Genomic DNA, 17,814 nt, shown 5'->3' on the forward strand with positions numbered 1-17,814 from the left:
CATCATGGTGGAGTCATGACCCTCCTCGACGCACCCCCGCAGTCCTCCGAACCCTCGCCGAACGCCCTCGACGCCTGCCCCCACACCTGGGCGACGGAGTCGGCGCACGCCACCTCGGAGGGGTCGCTGCGCTACCTCCGGTGCGCCGCCTGCGGCAGTCGTCGGGTGGAACTGCGACCCCACGACGACGCACCAGCGGTCCCGGTCACGCGCCAGGACATCCCGCCGCGGTGACGCATCACGGAGACCGACCACGGCCACGTCCTCCCGCCGCGCGCGTTAGCGTTGGAGGAGTGGTCTGCGGGACCGCACCCGCCCAGTGACGAGAGGAACCCCATGAGCGCCGACGTCTGGCTCGACAAGGAATCACCCGAGGTCTATCAGGCGCTCGTCGAGACCGGTCGTGCCGCGGGTCGCGCGGCACTCGACGCAGGCATCGACAAGCGGCTCATCGAGCTGATCCGCATCCGGGCCTCGCAGATCAACGGTTGCGCGTACTGCCTGCGTCTCCATGTCGCCGACGCAATCGCGCTCGGCGAGACCACGGAACGTCTCGCCATCCTGTCCGCCTGGCGCGACAGCGAGTACTTCAGCCCGGTGGAGCAGGCCGCACTCGCGATCACCGAGGACGTCACCCTCATCGCGGACGTCCAACACCGGCGGCGCCTGCCGGACGACGACCTGTCGACGCTCACGAACGGTCAGATCGCCGCGGTCCGGTGGCTGGCGATCGTGATCAACGCCTTCAACCGCGTCTCGATCACGAGCCACTACCCGGTGCACCCGGAGCAGGCGGACTGACGGCGGTCAGTCCTTCCGGCGCTTCGCGCCACGGAACCACGCTGCGACGCGGGTGCGCAGTCCGTCGGAGTACTCGTTCGAGAGGTCGAGGGTCTCCTTGCCGAGATCGCCGCCGTTCCTGATGGACTCGAGCGCACGCAGCGCCCGGGCCTCCTGCTCGGCGGCTCGCTTCCTGCGGTCCTCATCACCCATGCGCCCAGCCTAGACGCGGTCGACGGTGACGCCCCCGTTCAGACCGTCACGTGGTGACGGCCGATCGGCAGCATGAGCGGCTTGCCCGAGGTCGGGTCGGTGATGACCTGGTTCTGCAGTCCGAACACCGCGCGCACCGTCGACTCCGTCAGCACCTCGTGGGGTGTCCCCGCCGCATGGAGGCGCCCACCGGCAAGGGCGACGAGGTGGTCGGCGTAACGTGCGGCGAGGTTCAGGTCGTGCAGCACCATGACGATGGTCGTCCCGCGGGAACGGTTGAGGTCGGTGAGGAGGTCGAGCACCTCCACCTGATGGCTCACGTCGAGGAAGGTGGTCGGTTCGTCGAGGAGGAGCAGGTCGGTCTGCTGCGCGAGCGCCATCGCGATCCACACGCGCTGACGTTGTCCGCCGGACAGCTCGTCGACGTGCCGGTCCGCGAGCTCGCTCGTCTCGGTGGCGTCGAGCGCCGCAGCGACCGCGACGTCGTCCTCGGTGCTCCAACGAGAGAGGAAGCCCTGGTGCGGGTGTCTGCCTCGCCCGACGAGGTCGGCGACCGTGATCCCCTCCGGTGCGATGGGCGACTGGGGGAGCAGGCCGAGCGTGCGTGCCAGCTGCTTCGCCGGCAAACGGTGCACGTCCTTACCGTCGAGGACGACGCGGCCGCTCCGAGGCGTCAGTAGGCGGGACATCGAACGCAGCAGCGTCGACTTGCCACAGGCGTTCGCGCCGACGATCGCCGTCACCCGGCCGGGCGGAACGAGGAGGTCGAGTCCGTCGATGACGGTCCGGTCGCCGTAGCCGAGTGCGAGTCGCTCGACGAGGAGCTGGTGTTCCGTGGTCACAGGGTGCCTCCGGGATGGTGGGGTGGCGTGCCGGTCACAGCGAGCCACCGGCGCGGTTGGTGCGGATGATGAGCCAGATCAGGAACGGTGCCCCGAGCACCCCGGTCACGACGCCGACGGGGTAGCGCGCGCCGAGGAGGTACTGCCCGGTGAGATCGGCAACGAGGACGAGGAGGGCGCCCACGAGCGCGGCGGGCATGAGCATCGACCCGCCGCGTCCGACGATCCGCGAGGCGATGGGGCCGGAGAGGAACGCGACGAACGCGATGGGGCCCGACGCCGCTGTCGCGAACGCGATGAGGCCGACTGCCGCGACGATCACGATCAGGCGGGTCCGGTCGACGCGGACGCCGAGTGCGGCGGCGGTGTCGTCGCCGAGTCGGGTCGCGGCGAGGTTCCTGGACTGGGCGAGGAGGACGGGGCCGAGCACGAGCAGCGCGACGACGACCGGACCGACCTGCGACCAGCTCGTCCCGTTGAGACTGCCGGTCAGCCACCGGGTCGCCTCCTGCAGGTCCCACTGGGCTGCCCGCGACAGGATGTACGTCGTCACACTGTCGAGCATGGCGGCGACACCGATGCCGATCAGGATGAGTCGGGTTCCGGCGACGCCGCCGCGGTAGGCGAGGACGTACACGAGGACCGCGACGGCGAGGCCGACGACGATGGCGAAGACCGACACCTCGGTCGCGCCGAGGGAGAGGGTGACGATCGCGAATGCGGCGGCCGCGCTCGACCCGGCGCTGATGCCGATGATGTCCGGACTCGCGAGGGGGTTCCGCAGCATCGTCTGGAAGGTGACGCCGGCCAGACCGAACGAAGCCCCGGCGATGACCGCGAGGACCGCCCGGGGGAGCCGCAACCGTCCGACGGTGAAGGAGGCGCCCGGCACGTCCTGACCGAGGACGACACGCACGACGTCGCTCGGCGGATAGAAGGTGTTGCCCACCATCAGGGAGATCAGGAAGACCGCGACGATGAGTGCGGCGAGGGTGGTCATGACGGCGACCCGGCGACGGCGGCGCCCCCGGCGTCCACCGACAACGCGGTCGAGGGTCGAGGGCGTCCGTCCACCGAGGCCGGGCGCCGCGACGGGTTGGCGCTCGGTCACAAGGCGCTCACCTTCTGCCGACGGACGATCGCGATGAAGATCGGAGCGCCGATCAACGCGGTGATGATGCCCACGTCGATCTCCGCGGGGCGGGCGACGATGCGGCCGAGGACGTCGGCGACGGTGAGGAGGATCGCCCCGACGACGGCTGAGAAGGGGAGGAGCCACCGGTGGTCGATGCCGACGATGAGCCGACAGGCATGCGGCACGACGAGCCCGACGAAGCCGATGGGACCGGTGACCGCGGTCGCCGCCCCGCAGAGCACCACCGAACCGAGGGCCGCCGCACCGCGTGCGATGGCGACGCGTTCACCGAGGCCGGCGGCGAGCTCGTCGCCGAGCGCGAGGGAGTTGAGACCGCGTGCGGACAGCAGGCAGACGAGGAACCCGACGACCAGGAACGGCAGCACCTGCTCGAGTTGGACGACGGTGGCACCACCGACGCCACCGATCTGCCAGGACCGCACACTGCTCGCGATGTCGCCGCGGGGCAGCACGACGGCAGTGATGACGGAGGCGAGCGCGGCGGACGTCGCGGCGCCCGCGAGGGCGAGCTTGAGCGGTGTCGCGCCACCTCGGCCGAGCGAGCCGACCGTGTACACGAAGACCGCCGTGGCTCCGGCCCCGATGATGGCGACCCAGATGGTGGTGCTCGCTGCGGCGAGTCCGAAGTAGGCGAGCCCGGTCACGACGGCGAGGGAAGCGCCGAGGTTGATGCCGAGGATGCCGGGGTCGGCCAACGGGTTCCGGGTGACGCCCTGCATGACGGCTCCCGAGACGCCGAGGGCGGCACCGGCGAGGACGGCGAGGAGCGTCCTCGGGATGCGCTTGGCCACCGCGGCCTGATCGAACCCGTCCACGCCGCCCGAGAAGGCGCCGAGCACGGCGGACCACTCCACGTCACGCGATCCGACGGTGACGGAGAGGACCATCGCGGCGAGGAGGACGAGGGCCGCGACGAGGAGCCAGAGCCCACGAACCCGCCTCGGGCGTCGCACGACGGCGACACCCGAGGCGGGTGGGGTGGCGGTACCGGTGATCACGCCGCCTGGTCAGCCGCCTGCGCGAGCAGCTTCAGGTAGTCGTCGAGGATCCAGGAGATCGAGAGCGGCGTCGGGTTGGCGGCGGTTCCGAGGGGGCTGGTGCCGGGGAGGGCGACGATGGCGCCGTTCGCGACGGCGGGCATCTGCGACAGCAGCGGGTCGGCCTCGAGCGCCGCGATGAGCTCGTCGCCGCCGTACGTCACGATGATGTCGACATCGCTGAACGCGTCGGCCTGTTCGGCGCTCTGCGTCAGGGAGAACAACTCGGTCTCGGCGGAGGCCGTCGCGACGCTCTCGGGGAACGCGAGGCCCAGGTCCTCGAAGAACGCGGTGCGGGTGTCGTGGGTCGTGTAGTAGCTGACCTCGCTGAGATCACTGGTGTCGACGTGGGTGAGGAACATCGCGGTCTTGCCCTCGAGCTGCGGGTACGCCGCCGCCGCGTCGCTGATCTCGTCCTCGAGCTGCGTCACGAGTGCTTCGCCCTCGTCGGCCATGCCCATCGCCTCGCTGTTGAAGAGGATGGTGTCGCGCCAGGACGTGCCCCAGGCGGTCTCCGGGTAGGCCACGACGGGGGCGATCTCGGTGAGGGTGTCGTAGTCCTCCTGCGTGAGCCCCGAGTAGGCGGCGAGGATGACGTCGGGGTTCGTGTCGGCGACGGCCTCGAAGTCGATCCCGTCGGTCTCGTCGAAGAGCACCGGGGTCTCGGCGTCGAGCGCTTCGAGTTTCTCCTCGACCCAGGGGAGCATGCCATCGCCGTCGTCGTCACCGAAGTTCGCAGCGGCCATTCCGACGGGCACGATGCCGAGGGCCAGTGGAACCTCGTGGTTCGCCCAGTTCACGGTGGCGACGCGCTCCGGCTTGGCGTCGATCGTCGTGGTGCCGAGGGCGTGCTCGATCGTGATCGGCGTGAAGCCGTCGCCACTGCCGGTGCCTCCTTCGGCCGATGACGACGAGCAGGCCGCGAGGCCGATGGTGAGGAACGCCGCCGCGGAGAGGGCGACGAGACGTGATGCGCGCTGCATGGGGTCCTTTCGGGTGCTGCTGGCTGACACCTGCGTGCGGGCACGACGAACGACGGCGTCGGAGGACGTCGTCGAGGGGTCGGGCATGGCGGCCGTGAACGGCCGGCGTCACACGCGAGGAGGGGATGATGAAGGATTGCCTAACCAAAGTTAGCTGGCATCCCACCCTGACGCAATCGAGCGGATCCGACGTGTTCCTTCGCGAATCGGACAACCGATCGCGGGTGCATCGATCCGTCCTCAGCGGTTCCGGAATCGCCCGGGGCTCATGCCGGTGACGCGGCGGAACGCGGTCCCGAACGCCGTCGACGAGCGGTACCCGACGGCGGTCGAGACCTCGTCGATGCTGTCACCCGCCGTCAGTCGGGTGATCGCGTGCTGAGCTCGCGCGGCGGCGACCCACCGGGTGAACCCCAACCCGGTCTCGGATTCGAAGGCGCGCGTCACCGTCCGCGTGCTCACGCCCAGCCGGGTGGCCCATTCGGCGAGCGAGGTCGTGTCGGACGGGTTCGTGCGCATCCGCTCGGCGATGGGTGTCAGGAGCGCCGACCGGGGGAGTCGGAGGAGCAGTTCGTGCTCGGCCGGCTCCAGCACGTCCACGATGGCCGCCTCGGTGGTGGCACGCGCGCGGTCCTCGAGCTCGGCGTCGCCGAGCCGGTCGAGCAGGAGGCGCAGCAAGGGCGTCACTTCCACCGCGGTCGGCTGCTCGGAGATCGTGGGGACGCGGTCGACGCTGAACATCGCGGCCCGCTGCCAAGTGCCGGCCGGGGTCCATCCGGTGTGGCGGACACCGGCCGGGATCCAGAGACCGTGGTGCGGGGTTACGGTCCAGACGCGCTCGCCGACGGTCGCGGTGGATGCGCCGCGATCGTTCCACAGGAGCTCGTGCGTGGGGTGGGAGTGCTCGTCCCAGTGTGTGTCCCGCGCGATCCGCTCGGTGTTGCCGCGGATGACGAACGGCACGGGGATCGCGCCGGCCTCGTAGAGGGGGAGTCTGCGACGCGCCGGTGCCGTGTCCGTCGCGTCGAGGGACTGCTCCCACGGGTCGGCGGCGGCGGGGACTGGCACCGCTCCAGCGTACGGGGGTCCACGCCGGACCGTCCCGCTTCAGCGCTGCTTCAGCTTGTCCGCGCCAGACTGGGACGCGCCGCTCGACCGTCGACCGGCACGGAGCCTGGAGGTCGCACCGGATGCGGATACTCGTCGTGGACGATGAGGTGCGACTCGCCGACGGCGTTCGGAGGGGACTCGAGGCGGAGGGCTTCGCCGTGGACGTCGCGGCGAACGGCGTCGACGGACTCTGGATGGCCGGAGAACACCGCTACGACGCGATCATCCTCGACATCATGATGCCGGGCCTCAGCGGCTACCGCGTCTGTCAGCAGCTCCGCGACGCGGGCGACTGGACCCCGATCCTCATGCTCACGGCGAAGGACGGCGACTGGGACCAGGTCGAAGCCCTCGACACCGGTGCCGACGACTTCCTGAGCAAACCCTTCTCCTTCGCGGTGCTCGTCGCGCGGATCCGCTCACTCGTCCGACGTGGATCGCGGGAGCGGCCGGCGGTGCTCGAGGTCGGCGAACTGCGGCTCGACCCGGCGTCGAAGCAGGTCCACCGGGGCGACGTCCCGATCGACTTGACCTCGCGCGAGTTCGCGGTCCTCGAGTTCCTCATGCGACGCGGCGGCGAGGTGGTGTCGAAGCGCGAGGTGCTGCAGAACGTGTGGGACGACGACTTCGAGGGCGATCCCAACATCGTCGAGGTCTACGTCGGGCATCTCCGCAACAAGGTGGACCGCCCCTTCGAGCGGGCTTCGATCGAGACGGTGCGTGGGTTCGGATACCGGTTGGCGGGCGGACGTGGCTGACGGCGGGCCGCACGGAACGGTCGCGCCCCGACAGCGGCTGTGGCGTTCGGTCCGAGCCCGCGCGGCACTGGGATCGGTGCTCGCGGTCGGACTGTTCCTCGGGGTCGGCTCCGTGGCGTTCGTCAGCCTCTTCTCCGCGGCGCTCCGTTCCGGCGTCGAACAGAGCGCCTCGGCCGAGGCGGAGAGCGTCTCGGCGCAGCTGGTCGCGGCGGACGCGACGACGCTGCCCGAGGACGACGGTCGACTCCTGGTCCTGGTCGAGGACGGCCGTGTCGTGGACCGGACGGACGACGAGATCGAGCTCCCGACGCCGATCCCGGACAGTGACGTGTTCGTCTCGGTCGTCGACGACGAGCCGGTCTTGTTCGCCAGCGAGGACGTCGACGTCGACGGCCGTGACCTGGTCGTCCTCGCGGGCCGCTCCCTCGAGGAGACCGACGACGCCGTCGGACTCGTGTCGATGCTCCTGCTGATCGCTGTCCCCGTGCTCGTCGCCCTCGTCGGCGGCCTGACCTGGCTGCTCGTCGGGCGTGCGCTGGCGCCGGTGGAGCGGATCCGCCGCGAGGTCTCGGAACTGGGGGCCGGTGAACTGGATCGACGGATCGCGGTCCCCGCCACGGGCGACGAGATCGGTCGCCTGGCCGGGACGATGAACGGCATGCTCGAGCGGCTCGAGGACGCCCAGACGGCGCAGCGGCGGTTCGTGTCGGACGCCTCGCACGAGCTCCGCTCACCGCTCGCGGTGATCAGGCAGTACGCCGAGGTGGCGGCGCTCCACCCGGACCGGGTCGACCCGGCCGAGCTGTCCTCGACGGTCCTCGAGGAGGGCGCCAGGATGCAGGGGCTCGTCGAGTCGCTCCTGCTGCTCGCGAAGCTCGACGAAGGGGCGACGGGCAACGCGCGGCGCACGGTCGACGTCGACGACCTCCTGTTGACGGAGGCTGCACGTCTCCGATCCGCCGGTGGACTGCGCGTCGAGTCCGCGGCCGTCGCGGCGGCGAGGGTCGACGGCGACGAGGTGCTCCTCGCCCGCGTGGCGCGGAACCTCGTCGACAACGCCGTCCGGCACGCACGCTCCGTGGTCCGAGTGGGATCCGCCACCGACGGTCGGATCGTCAGGATCTCCGTGGAGGACGACGGCCCCGGTGTGCCGGTCGAGTCCCGCGCACACGTGTTCGAACGGTTCGTCCGCCTCGACGAGAGTCGTTCGCGCGACGCCGGGGGTTCGGGCCTGGGCCTGGCGATCGTGGCCGACGTCCTGCGGCTGCATGGTGGGTCGATCGAACTCGTCGACAGCCCGCTCGGCGGGGCGGCGTTCATCGTCACGCTCCCGGCGTCGTCCGCTTCCTGAACGCGGCTTCAGCTCGCTTCAGGTCCGCTTCAGCGCTCCTCGGACAGTCTGGAGCACATGAACGAGAACACCGCCTCCCAGCCCATTGATCCCACACAGCCCACCGCAGCCACCGAGCGCATCGAACCCGTCGAGCGCGTCGAGGCGACCGACCACACCGCCGTCCCTGCGACCCCGGCGACCACCGGCAAGCCGGCCTTCTGGCGCCGGAAGCCCGTGTGGATCACCGCGATCGTCGTCGGGGCCCTCGCCCTCGGCGGAGCCGGCGCCGCCTACGCGGTGGACGAGTTCGGAGACACCGACGACGACCGCGCCACTGCGGCGTCGAACACCGACCGCGACGGCGGCACCGCCATCGATGACGGTGACACCACGGCTGCCACCGATGACCGTGATGTCCGTGACGCCGACGACGTGCCGCTCACCGACACCGAGTTCGACGCGGCCTCGAAGGCAGCGCTCGCCGAAGCGAAGGGCGGCACCGTGACCGATGTGGACCGCAGCGACGACCCGGGCGAGGCGTTCGAGGTCGACGTCCTCCTCGAGAACGGCGACGAGCTCGAGGTCGCGCTCGACGCGGACTACGCCGTGGTCACGAGTGTGCTCGACCCGCGCGACTGACGGACGCACCCCGCCGGGTGCGGAACGACGAGGGCCGGACGGAATCCTGGGATTCCGTCCGGCCCTCGTCGTGTGCGTGCGAGCTAGGAACGCGGCTTGCGGTCGTACGAGCCGCCACTCGTGCCACCCTCGTCGTCGCGTCGGCGGGCGGGGCCGCCACGGTCGGGACGGAGCTCGATGAGCTTGCCGCTGATGCGGGTGTTCTCGAGACGGTCGAAGACGTCGTTGCCGAGGCTCGCGGGGAGTTCGACGATCGAGAAGTCTGGCTTGATCTGGATCGCGCCGAAGTCCTCGCGCTTCAGACCGCCCTCGTTCGCGAGCGCGCCCACGATCTGACGCGGGTCGACCTTCTGGCGACGGCCCACCGCGATGCGGTACGGAGCCATCGGTCCGCTGGACGGACGGCTGCGACGCTCGGGACGGTCGCCCTGATCGCCGCGGTCGCCGCGGTCGAAGCGTGAGCCGCGGTCGCCGGAGTCACGACGGTCGCGACCGGCGCGGTCGTTGCCACGGTTGGTGTTGTCGAACTCCTCGCGGCGGCGGCGCTCGTCCTCGGCCGAGAGGAGCAGCGGCGTCTCGCCCTGGGAGACGACGGCCAGGGCCGCGGCGACGTCGGCCTCCGGGACGTCGTGGTGGGAGACGTAGTGGCCGATGATCTCGCGGAAGCGCTCGATGCGGTCGGTCTGGCCGAGTGCTTCGGTGATCGCGTCGTCGAAGCGGGTGAGGCGCGTGGCGTTGACGTCGTCGACGCTCGGCAGCTGCATCTGCGTGAGCGGCTGGCGGGTGGCCCGCTCGATGGCCTTCAGGAGGTGGCGCTCGCGCGGCGTGACGAAGCTGATCGCGTCACCAGTGCGTCCGGCGCGGCCAGTGCGGCCGATGCGGTGCACGTAGGACTCGGTGTCGACGGGGATGTCGTAGTTGACGACGTGGCTGATGCGCTCGACGTCGAGACCGCGCGCGGCGACATCGGTCGCGACGAGGATGTCGAGCTTGCCGGCCTTCAGCTGGTTGACGGTCCGCTCGCGCTGCACCTGGGCGACGTCGCCGTTGATGGCGGCCGCCGAGTAGCCGCGCGCCCGGAGCTTCTCCGCGAGCGTCTCGGTCTCGTTCTTCGTGCGCGTGAAGATGATCATCGCGCTGAAGTTCTCGGTCTCGAGGATGCGGGTCAGCGCGTCCACCTTCTGCGGGTAGGAGACCGTCAGGTAGCGCTGCGTGATGCTGGCCGAGGTCGTGGTCTTCGTCTTGACCGTGATCTCTTCCGGGTTGTTCAGGTACTTCGCGGAGATGCGACGGATGGACGACGGCATCGTCGCGGAGAACAGCGCGACCTGCTTGTCCTTCGGGGTGTCGGCCAGGATCGTCTCGACGTCCTCGGCGAAGCCCATCTTCAGCATCTCGTCGGCCTCGTCGAGCACGAGGTACTTGAGCTCCGTGAGGTCGAGGGTGCCCTTCTCGAGGTGGTCCATGATGCGACCCGGCGTGCCGACGACGATGTGGACGCCGCGACGGAGGGCCGACAGCTGGACGCCGTAGCCCTGGCCGCCGTAGACGGGCAGGACGTGGACGCCGCGCAGGTGCGTGGCGTACTTCTCGAACGCCTCGCAGACCTGGAGGGCGAGCTCACGGGTTGGTGCGAGGACGAGCGCCTGCGGCGTCTTCTGCGTGATGTCGAGGCGGGACAGGATCGGCAGGGCGAACGCCGCGGTCTTGCCGGTGCCCGTCTGTGCGAGGCCGACGACGTCGCGTCCCTCGAGCAGCAGCGGGATGGTGGCCGCCTGGATGGCGGACGGGGTCTCGTAGCCGACGTCCTTGAGCACCTTGAGCACCGCGTCGTCGAGGCCGAGGTCGGAGAAGGTCTGCGTAGCGCCGGCGGGTTCCGCCTCGGGCTGCGTCGTGGAATCAGAAGACGTCATACTCCTAACGGTAGTCGCAACGCAAGCGTTTGCAGGACATGGTCTGGAGCCGACCCGTCCGCGTCGTCGCCCGAGGCGCCCACCTCACCGTCCTAGAGGCTGCCCCAGCGCGCCCGGGCACCGCAGAAGAGTCCGTAGGCGATGAGCCCGACGCCGACCACGAGCAGGATGACGACGCCGAACGGGAGCGCGGCCAATGCCGAGATGGCGCCGTCCATGCCGGAGGCCTTCTCGGGGTCCTGGGTCGCAGCGGCGACGATGAACAGGATCCCGACCGTGACGAGCGCGACGCCCTTCGCGATCCACCCGACGACGCCGAGGACGACGACGGCGCGCTTCGTCGTGCCGGTGGGCGGGTGGACGTCCTCGAGGAACTTGCGGGTCGCGCCCTTGAAGACGAAGAAGCCGCCGATGCCGATGACCACGAGGCCGACGACGATGACGACGAACACCCCACCGGGGGAGGATAGGAGGGTCGCCGTGAGGCCTTGGCTGGACTGCGAGGAGTCCTGGCTGCCGCCGAGGGCGAAGGTCAGCGCGGTCGATCCGACGGCGAGGTAGGCGATCGCGCGTCCGGCGGTCGAGATCCGCTTGCTCCACCGCTTGCGGGTGTCGGATTCGCGCACGAGGAAGGCGGAGATCGCCGTCCAGAGACCGAGGGCGAACAATCCGACGGCGACGACCCAGATGATCACGATCCCGCCGGGCGTGCCTGCAAGCGTCTTGAGCGCACCCGATTGGTCCGCGTCACCGCCGCCGCCGGATCCACCGCCCGCGCCGGACAGGGCGATGGAGATCGCGATCCCGCCGATGAGGACGTGGAGCAATCCGTTGACGGCGTGGCCGGTGCGGGCGAGGGTGCGGAGGGTCGTGCTGTTCTGTGCGGTTCCAGCGGCTTGGTCTGCGGCGGCGCGTGCGTTCTCAGGCATCAGACCACGGTAGCGGCCGGGTTCCGGACCGGAAGGGGGGTTGCGCGCCGCACCGGGGGACCGGCGTCGTCGATCGAGCACCGATCCGAGCGGTACCTCGTTTCCGAATGACACGCATGCCCGTGAACTCCTCGCGTCCTGCCCCGCCGGACGACCCCTCTGTGATCACCGCCGACGCGACCGCGCTCGGCCTGCGACGCGTCACGGTGGACACCGACATCGGACCGGTCACCGTCCGGGCGGGTCGCGAAGCGGGCGGACCGGCCACGATCCTGCTGCACGGCGCCGCCGGTTCCTGGACCACCTGGTCACCACTCCTCCGAGCCGACGACGAGCGGGGCGCGGTCGTCGACGACGTCATCGCCGTGGACCTCCCGGGGTGGGGTGATTCGGCTCTTCCCACCGCCGACGCGGTGACGGTCGGAGACCTCTCCGCAGCCGTCGCGACCGTCGCCCGCTCGCTCGGCTACCGGTCCTGGCGCGTCGTCGGGCACTCGCTCGGCGGGTTCGTCGCGCTCGACCTCGCCGTCCGCGAGCCCGAGGCGACGATCCGGGTCGACCTCGTCTCGCCGACGGGGATCGGAGTCGTCGAGGCGATCCGCCAGCCGGTCGGTGGCGGCGCCCGGCTCCCGTGGTTCGCGGGCATGCTCCTCGCGATGCGCATGCTGCAGGCGCTCGGCGAACACGGACCCGGGCTCGTCCGCGCGCTGAACCGGATCGGCCTGCTCGCACCGCTCATGTCGCCCCTGTTCGGACGACGCCGGGACCTCGACCGGTCGGTCGTCGATGCGCTCGCAGCCGACGTCCGGCCGGCGTCGTTCCTCCTGGCGGCCCGAGCGGCCGCCGCCTACGACCTGCACGTCTGGCGCGGCGTGCGGTGTCCTGTCCGCGGCATGATGGGCGACCGCGACGTCTTCATCGGGCCCGACGACACAGCCGTCCTCACCGCCCTCGTCCCGGACCTCCGGCTGCGCACACTGCCGGCGACCGGGCACTTCGCGGCGGTGGAACACCCGGAGGCCGTCCTGGAGCTCATCACCTCGGAGTGATCCGCGTGGCCTCACGGGTGCAGCGACGTCGGCATCCGCTATCCTGGTCCTCTGCCCGACTTCGTGGTTGGGGTGGTTGATCGTCCGCACCGTGCTGCACTCGCGCCGTGTGCCGAGCATCGATCTGGGGCTGGAAACCCCCAGCACCCCCACCCCTCGCACGGAGGTCCTCCTTGTCTGCATCCGCAGCCACCGCATCGCATCCCACCGAAGCAAAGTCCGGTTCCCCGGCCCGCCGCTGGTGGGTCCTCGTCGTCCTCGCGATGACGCAGCTCATCGTCGTCCTCGACGGCACGATCGTGAACATCGCCCTTCCAGCAGCCCAGCAGGAGCTCGAGCTGTCCGACACGCAGCGTCAGTGGGTCGTCACGGCCTACGCGCTCGCGTTCGGCGCCCTGCTGCTGCTCGGTGGCCGCATCGCCGACTACTGGGGTCGGAAGCGCACCTACCTGGTCGGCATGGTCGGCTTCGGCGCCGCGTCGGCCTTCGGCGGGTTCGCCCAGAGCGGGACCGAGCTCATCGTCGCTCGCGGTCTGCAGGGCGTCTTCGCAGCGCTCATGGCACCTGCCGCACTCGCGCTCCTCACCGTCACCTTCTCCCACGGACGCGACCGCAACACGGCCTTCGCCGTCTTCGGCACCGTCGCCGGTGCGGGAGCGGCCGTCGGCCTCATCCTCGGCGGCGTGCTCACCGAGTTCGTCGACTGGCGCTGGTGCCTCCTCGTCAACGTGCCGTTCGTGATCGTCGGGCTCATCGCCGGCCTCATCCTCGTGACCGAGAGCAAGGCCGAGGGCGACAACCGCTACGACTGGCTCGGCGCGATCACCGTCATCCTGGGCCTCGGTTCCCTCGTCTACGGCTTCACGCTGGCCGAGGGCGGCTGGGGGAGCGCCGACACCATCGGCTTCCTCGCGCTCGGTGCGGGACTCCTCTCCCTCTTCGTCTTCATCGAGATGCGTGTCGCGCAGCCCCTGCTCCCGCTGCGCATCGTGGCGGACCGGGTCCGCGGCGGTGCCTTCCTCATGCAGATGATCGTTGGCAGCGTCATGATCGGGGCCCTGCTCTACCTGACGTTCCACCTGCAGATCGTGCTCGGCTTCCCGCCGCTCGAGGCCGGCGTCGCGACCCTCCCGATGACCGTCGCGATCATGATCGTCGCCCCGATCGCCACGAAGCTCCTGCCGGCCATCGGCCCGCGCCCGCTGCTCATCATCGGTCCGCTCATCGCGGCGGCCGCTCTCGTGTACCTCAGCCGCATCACGGCCGACGGCGACTACTTCGTCCAGGTGCTGCCGGCGCTCCTCGTGCTGGGGATCGGCATGGCGATGATCTTCGTCCCGATGCAGAACCTCGCGCTGACGGGCGTCGCACCGCACGACGCCGGTGCGGCCTCCGCCACGGCGAACGCCTCCATGCAGATCGGTGGGTCGATCGGCCTGTCGGTCTTCACCACGGTCTACGCGAGTGTCACCGACCAGGCGACGGTCACCGATCAGGCGTCACAGCTCGTGGCGTTCACCCAGGGCTACTCGGCGGCGTTCATCGCGGCTGCGGTCGGCCTCGTGATCGCGAGCGTCATCGCCATCGTCTGCATCCGCGGTCGCAAGGAGGACCTCCTGCCCTCGGGCGACCAGCAGGCCGTCCACCTGGGCTGAGTCGGCCGTGCGGCGACCCGCCTAGGCGCGGGGAGCGTACGTCGAGAGCACGTTGCCGGAGCTCGTCCGCACCGAGTGGACGAGCTCCAGGCGTGTCACCGGGTCGCTCGGTTCGAACAGATGACGCCCGGCACCGGCGACGACGGGGTGGATCATGAGGGTGAGCCGGTCGAGCAGACCGGCGAAGAGGAGCTGCCGCACGACGGAGATGCTCGCCTGCACCGCGATGCGCCCGCCGTCCTGCCGCTTGAGCTCCTCGACGAAGGACTCGAGCGTGCCGGGGATGAGCGTCGCGTTCTCCCAGGACAACGGGCCCGCCAGGGTGCGTGATGCGACGTGCTTCCGCACGGGGTTGATGAAGGAGCCGAACGGGTCGTCGTCGCCGACCGTCGGCCAGAACCCGCTCCACTGCTCGTAGCTCACGCGTCCGAGCAGGACGTCGTCGATCGGCGCGATCGCCTCGGTCATCATGGCGCCCATGTCGGCGTCGAAGTGGTCGAACTGCCACTGATCGGGCGACTCGACGACGCCGTCGACGGATTGGAAGAGGGAGGCGTGGACCTCGCGCATGGTGGCTCCTCGGCAGGGTGGTGACGGCGAGTTCGATGGACAGCTCCCGTTCTACTCCGCTGCGGCGACGAGCACCACCCTCGTGACCACGCCGGGCGGGGCGCGTACGGTGTCCGACATGGCCAGCACCGCGATCGTCCTCACCGTCCCCGGACCGCACGGCGACCGCGAGGTGCGTCTCTCCAGTCCCGACCGCGTGCTCTGGGAGGAGTCCGGTGTCACGAAGCGGGAGCTCGCGGAATACCTCATCGAGGTCGCGCCGGCCTTCCTCGCCGCCAACGGCGACCGCCCGGTGTCCCTCCAGCGGTTCCCGGGCGGTGTGGACGGTGAATGGTTCTTCTCGAAGAACCCGCCGAAAGGAGCACCCGAGTACGTTCGGGCGGTCGACGTCGTGTATCCGAGTGGCCGGCGGCATCCGCAACTCGTCCTCGACGAGGCCGCTGCGGTCGTCTGGGCCGCGCAGATGAACACGGTCGTGTTCCATCCGTGGCCGTCACGGGCATCGGACACCGACCATCCCGACGAACTGCGGATCGACCTCGACCCGCAGCCGGGGACCGACTTCGCCGACGCCGTGCGCGTTGCGGGCTCGCTGCGGGAGCTGCTGACGGAGGTCGGACTGACCGGGTTCGTGAAGACCTCCGGCAACCGAGGTGTCCACGTGTTCGCGCCCATCGTGCCGGAGCACGAGTTCCTCGACGTCAGGCACGCCGTGATCGCGGCGGCTCGGGAACTGGAGCGACGGGATCCCGACCGCGTCACGACCTCGTGGTGGAAGGAGGAGCGCGGTGAACGCATCTTCGTCGACTACAACCAGGCGAACCGCGACCGGACGATGGCCGGCGCCTACAGCCCCCGTGCGCTGGCCTCGGCGACCGTCTCATGTCCGGTGACCTGGGACGAACTCCCCGAGATCGACCCGGGCGCCTTCACCGTGCGGACCGTCCCGGAGCGACTCCGGACGACCGGAGACCCGTGGGCCGGCATGCACGACACCGCCGGGCGCATCGACGTCCTCCTGCAGTGGTGGGAGCGGGACCTCGAGCAAGGACTGGGGGAGCTCCCGTTCCCTCCCGACTTCCCGAAGATGCCGGGCGAGCCGCCGCGGGTACAGCCGAGTCGCGCCAGACACTCCGAGGACTGAGCCCACCCGGACACACGAACGCCCGGTGATCGTGGATCACCGGGCGTTCTGCTGAATCAGGGCGCTATTCGGCCTTGCCGAGGGCGAAGCGGACGCCGCCCTGCTCGTCGATCTGCGCGTCGAGGACCGCGTCGCTCAGGGCGACGGCTGCGGACTCCTCGAGGAAGACGGTCGCTCCGGCGCTCTCGATGACCTGGTCGGCCTCGTGCGGTGTCGCCGTCATGGTGACTTCGAAGTTGTTGTCCTCGGAGCTGCTGCTGATGCGCAGTCCGGCGCCGTGCGTGAGCGACGACGCGTCGTCCGGGACGACCAGTCCCGGGGTGAGTGGTGCGTTCTCGGCGAGGGTCTTGACGACTCGGCCGGCGTTCTCGGTCAGGGTAAGCATGTGTGTTCTCCGTTCCGTTCGCGAATACGAGTTCCCCACCTTGCTCGGGTTCGCGGCAGGATGCCACCCTGAGGCCGATCCTCTGCGGGAACTGCCAAGCAACTCTGCAGGGATTCACACCTCCGCGCCGCTCGTAGCACAGCTCGGGTGATCGTCCCTTGGGGGTTCGTCCGGTGGAGTGGGCTGCTAGCGTCGAACGTGCTGTCCGGCGCGTGCATCCCGCCCCACGGCACCCCCAACACCCCCAGCCCGAGGAGTCCTATGACCACCGTCGCCGCCATCATCAAGCCCACCGCCGACGCGCCTTTCGAGGTCGGCACCATCGAGCGCCGTGCGCCGCGCGCCAACGACGTCGTCATCGACGTCCACTACGCCGGCATCTGCCACAGCGACATCCACCAGGCCCGCGAGGAATGGGGCAAGGCCATCTTCCCGATGGTCCCCGGCCATGAGATCGCCGGCATCGTCACCGAGGTCGGCGACGCGGTCACCAAGCACCAGGTCGGCGACCGCGTCGGCATCGGCTGCTTCGTCGACTCCTGCCGCGAGTGCGAGAACTGCCTCGCCGGCGAGGAGCAGTTCTGCCTGAAGGGCAACGTCGCCACCTACAACGGCCGTGAGTACGACGGCGAGCCCACGTACGGCGGCTACAGCAAGCAGATCGTCGCCGACGAGAACTATGTGCTGAGCATCCCCGAGGGCATCGAGCTCGACGTCGCGGCACCCCTGCTGTGCGCCGGCATCACCACCTACTCGCCGTTGAAGCACTGGGGCGCCGGTCCCGGCAAGCAGGTCGCCATCGTCGGGATGGGTGGCCTCGGTCACATGGGCGTCAAGATCGCCCACGCCCTCGGCGCAGAGGTGACCGTGCTCAGCCAGACGACCTCGAAGGAGGAGGACGGCAAGCGCTTCGGGGCCGACCACTACTACGCGACCGGTGAAGAGGGCACCCTGAAGTCGCTCCGCGGACGCTTCGACCTCATCATCAACACGGTCTCCGCCGACCTCGACATCGACGCCTACCTGTCGACGCTCAAGCTCAACGGCTCGATGGTCTTCGTCGGACTGCCCGAGAACACGCAGCAGTTCCGGGTGTTCTCGCTCGTCGGTGGCCGCCGCTCGCTCGCCGGCTCGAACATCGGCGGCATCCGCGAGACGCAGGAGATGCTCGACTTCTGCGCCGAGCACGGCATCGGCTCGCAGATCGAGCTCATCGGTGCCGACGAGGTCGAGGGTGCCTACGACCGCGTGGTCCGCAGCGACGTCCGCTACCGCTTCGTCATCGACACGGCGACGATCGGCTGATCGCACCGATACC

19 protein-coding genes are annotated in these 17,814 nt (G+C 70.1%); 9 read left to right on the plus strand and 10 right to left on the minus strand.

The features are described 5' to 3' along the window. The first annotated feature begins 15 nt into the window (after positions 1 to 15). Both ACQ3HE_RS00290 and ACQ3HE_RS00295 read left to right on the plus strand, forming a co-directional pair. Positions 16 to 234 carry a hypothetical protein gene (locus ACQ3HE_RS00290; RefSeq protein ID WP_430890833.1) on the plus strand — a complete coding sequence of 73 codons (219 nt, stop codon included), beginning with the start codon at positions 16 to 18 and terminating at the stop codon, positions 232 to 234. A 102-nt stretch (positions 235 to 336) separates the two neighbouring features. Then, positions 337 to 801: a carboxymuconolactone decarboxylase family protein gene (locus ACQ3HE_RS00295; RefSeq protein WP_079706065.1), complete on the plus strand. Its 465-nt coding sequence runs from the start codon at positions 337 to 339 to the stop codon at positions 799 to 801. Between the two features lie 6 nt (positions 802 to 807). Here the strand turns inward: ACQ3HE_RS00295 and ACQ3HE_RS00300 are convergent, their stop codons facing one another. The 6 genes from ACQ3HE_RS00300 to ACQ3HE_RS00325 form a co-directional block, all read right to left on the minus strand. Continuing rightward, complete coding sequence (locus ACQ3HE_RS00300) at positions 808 to 993, minus strand: hypothetical protein (RefSeq protein ID WP_192017873.1); 186 nt, start codon at positions 991 to 993, stop codon at positions 808 to 810. A gap of 38 nt (positions 994 to 1,031) precedes the next feature. Continuing rightward, the gene (locus ACQ3HE_RS00305; RefSeq protein WP_124769441.1) at positions 1,032 to 1,835 is read right to left on the minus strand and encodes an ABC transporter ATP-binding protein; all 804 of its coding nucleotides are present in this window, start codon (positions 1,833 to 1,835) and stop codon (positions 1,032 to 1,034) included. A gap of 34 nt (positions 1,836 to 1,869) precedes the next feature. Further along, entirely contained in the window at positions 1,870 to 2,946 is a 1,077-nt protein-coding gene (locus ACQ3HE_RS00310; protein ID WP_236555478.1) for a FecCD family ABC transporter permease, read from the minus strand. Further along, complete coding sequence (locus tag ACQ3HE_RS00315; protein ID WP_430891906.1) at positions 2,943 to 3,986, minus strand: FecCD family ABC transporter permease; 1,044 nt, start codon at positions 3,984 to 3,986, stop codon at positions 2,943 to 2,945. Before ACQ3HE_RS00315 ends, ACQ3HE_RS00310 begins: the two co-directional genes overlap by 4 nt. Further along, complete coding sequence (locus tag ACQ3HE_RS00320) at positions 3,986 to 5,011, minus strand: iron-siderophore ABC transporter substrate-binding protein (RefSeq protein WP_430890835.1); 1,026 nt, start codon at positions 5,009 to 5,011, stop codon at positions 3,986 to 3,988. The genes ACQ3HE_RS00315 and ACQ3HE_RS00320 overlap by 1 nt, the downstream gene beginning before the upstream one ends. Before the next feature lie 240 nt (positions 5,012 to 5,251). Beyond that, a complete protein-coding gene (locus tag ACQ3HE_RS00325; protein WP_079706061.1) occupies positions 5,252 to 6,079 on the minus strand; it encodes a helix-turn-helix domain-containing protein in 828 nt (275 codons plus the stop codon). 122 nt (positions 6,080 to 6,201) lie between these two features. On the opposite strand from ACQ3HE_RS00325, the gene ACQ3HE_RS00330 reads away from it, so the two are divergent. The 3 genes from ACQ3HE_RS00330 to ACQ3HE_RS00340 are packed head-to-tail and all read left to right on the plus strand — an operon-like array spanning position 6,202 to position 8,851. Continuing rightward, a complete protein-coding gene (locus ACQ3HE_RS00330) occupies positions 6,202 to 6,879 on the plus strand; it encodes a response regulator transcription factor (RefSeq protein WP_079706060.1) in 678 nt (225 codons plus the stop codon). Next, the gene (locus tag ACQ3HE_RS00335) at positions 6,842 to 8,230 is read left to right on the plus strand and encodes a sensor histidine kinase (protein WP_430890837.1); all 1,389 of its coding nucleotides are present in this window, start codon (positions 6,842 to 6,844) and stop codon (positions 8,228 to 8,230) included. The genes ACQ3HE_RS00330 and ACQ3HE_RS00335 overlap by 38 nt, the downstream gene beginning before the upstream one ends. A 57-nt stretch (positions 8,231 to 8,287) precedes the next feature. Then, the gene (locus tag ACQ3HE_RS00340) at positions 8,288 to 8,851 is read left to right on the plus strand and encodes a hypothetical protein (protein WP_430890839.1); all 564 of its coding nucleotides are present in this window, start codon (positions 8,288 to 8,290) and stop codon (positions 8,849 to 8,851) included. An 83-nt stretch (positions 8,852 to 8,934) separates the two neighbouring features. On the opposite strand, the gene ACQ3HE_RS00345 is transcribed toward ACQ3HE_RS00340, so the two are convergent. Beyond that, positions 8,935 to 10,764: a DEAD/DEAH box helicase gene (locus ACQ3HE_RS00345; protein WP_159878916.1), complete on the minus strand. Its 1,830-nt coding sequence runs from the start codon at positions 10,762 to 10,764 to the stop codon at positions 8,935 to 8,937. Between the two features lie 92 nt (positions 10,765 to 10,856). Next, the gene (locus tag ACQ3HE_RS00350; protein WP_159878914.1) at positions 10,857 to 11,693 is read right to left on the minus strand and encodes a DUF1206 domain-containing protein; all 837 of its coding nucleotides are present in this window, start codon (positions 11,691 to 11,693) and stop codon (positions 10,857 to 10,859) included. A gap of 116 nt (positions 11,694 to 11,809) precedes the next feature. On the opposite strand from ACQ3HE_RS00350, the gene ACQ3HE_RS00355 reads away from it, so the two are divergent. After that, a complete protein-coding gene (locus ACQ3HE_RS00355; RefSeq protein ID WP_430890840.1) occupies positions 11,810 to 12,742 on the plus strand; it encodes an alpha/beta fold hydrolase in 933 nt (310 codons plus the stop codon). Between the two features lie 173 nt (positions 12,743 to 12,915). Continuing rightward, complete coding sequence (locus ACQ3HE_RS00360) at positions 12,916 to 14,397, plus strand: MFS transporter (protein ID WP_430890842.1); 1,482 nt, start codon at positions 12,916 to 12,918, stop codon at positions 14,395 to 14,397. Positions 14,398 to 14,418: 21 nt separating this feature from the next. Here the strand turns inward: ACQ3HE_RS00360 and ACQ3HE_RS00365 are convergent, their stop codons facing one another. After that, entirely contained in the window at positions 14,419 to 14,967 is a 549-nt protein-coding gene (locus tag ACQ3HE_RS00365; protein ID WP_159878910.1) for a dihydrofolate reductase family protein, read from the minus strand. Between the two features lie 118 nt (positions 14,968 to 15,085). On the opposite strand from ACQ3HE_RS00365, the gene ligD reads away from it, so the two are divergent. Next, positions 15,086 to 16,111 (plus strand): non-homologous end-joining DNA ligase, encoded by a 1,026-nt coding sequence (ligD, locus tag ACQ3HE_RS00370; RefSeq protein WP_124769431.1) that lies wholly within the window; start codon positions 15,086 to 15,088, stop codon positions 16,109 to 16,111. 64 nt (positions 16,112 to 16,175) lie between these two features. Here ligD and ACQ3HE_RS00375 read toward each other — a convergent pair whose 3' ends face one another. Next, entirely contained in the window at positions 16,176 to 16,496 is a 321-nt protein-coding gene (locus tag ACQ3HE_RS00375; RefSeq protein ID WP_430890843.1) for a Fe-S cluster assembly protein HesB, read from the minus strand. A 261-nt stretch (positions 16,497 to 16,757) separates the two neighbouring features. Here ACQ3HE_RS00375 and ACQ3HE_RS00380 point away from each other — a divergent pair, with 261 nt between their 5' ends. Further along, positions 16,758 to 17,801 (plus strand): NAD(P)-dependent alcohol dehydrogenase, encoded by a 1,044-nt coding sequence (locus tag ACQ3HE_RS00380; RefSeq protein WP_064296121.1) that lies wholly within the window; start codon positions 16,758 to 16,760, stop codon positions 17,799 to 17,801. The last annotated feature ends 13 nt before the right edge of the window (positions 17,802 to 17,814 follow it).

It is taken from the genome of Plantibacter auratus (assembly GCF_050587365.1).
Classification (GTDB): domain Bacteria; phylum Actinomycetota; class Actinomycetes; order Actinomycetales; family Microbacteriaceae; genus Plantibacter; species Plantibacter auratus.

Bases quoted from the DNA above. Each gene is read 5' to 3' on its own strand.
- ACQ3HE_RS00320 (WP_430890835.1), bottom strand. From the start codon at position 5,011: ATGCAGCGCGCATCACGTCTCGTCGCCCTCTCCGCGGCGGCGTTCCTC.
- ACQ3HE_RS00345 (WP_159878916.1), bottom strand. From the start codon at position 10,764: ATGACGTCTTCTGATTCCACGACGCAGCCCGAGGCGGAACCCGCCGGC.
- ACQ3HE_RS00380 (WP_064296121.1), top strand. From the start codon at position 16,758: ATGACCACCGTCGCCGCCATCATCAAGCCCACCGCCGACGCGCCTTTC.
- ACQ3HE_RS00355 (WP_430890840.1), top strand. From the start codon at position 11,810: ATGCCCGTGAACTCCTCGCGTCCTGCCCCGCCGGACGACCCCTCTGTG.
- ACQ3HE_RS00340 (WP_430890839.1), top strand. From the start codon at position 8,288: ATGAACGAGAACACCGCCTCCCAGCCCATTGATCCCACACAGCCCACC.
- ligD (WP_124769431.1), top strand. From the start codon at position 15,086: ATGGCCAGCACCGCGATCGTCCTCACCGTCCCCGGACCGCACGGCGAC.
- ACQ3HE_RS00300 (WP_192017873.1), bottom strand. From the start codon at position 993: ATGGGTGATGAGGACCGCAGGAAGCGAGCCGCCGAGCAGGAGGCCCGG.
- ACQ3HE_RS00290 (WP_430890833.1), top strand. From the start codon at position 16: ATGACCCTCCTCGACGCACCCCCGCAGTCCTCCGAACCCTCGCCGAAC.
- ACQ3HE_RS00330 (WP_079706060.1), top strand. From the start codon at position 6,202: ATGCGGATACTCGTCGTGGACGATGAGGTGCGACTCGCCGACGGCGTT.
- ACQ3HE_RS00365 (WP_159878910.1), bottom strand. From the start codon at position 14,967: ATGCGCGAGGTCCACGCCTCCCTCTTCCAATCCGTCGACGGCGTCGTC.
- ACQ3HE_RS00350 (WP_159878914.1), bottom strand. From the start codon at position 11,693: ATGCCTGAGAACGCACGCGCCGCCGCAGACCAAGCCGCTGGAACCGCA.
- ACQ3HE_RS00375 (WP_430890843.1), bottom strand. From the start codon at position 16,496: ATGCTTACCCTGACCGAGAACGCCGGCCGAGTCGTCAAGACCCTCGCC.
- ACQ3HE_RS00295 (WP_079706065.1), top strand. From the start codon at position 337: ATGAGCGCCGACGTCTGGCTCGACAAGGAATCACCCGAGGTCTATCAG.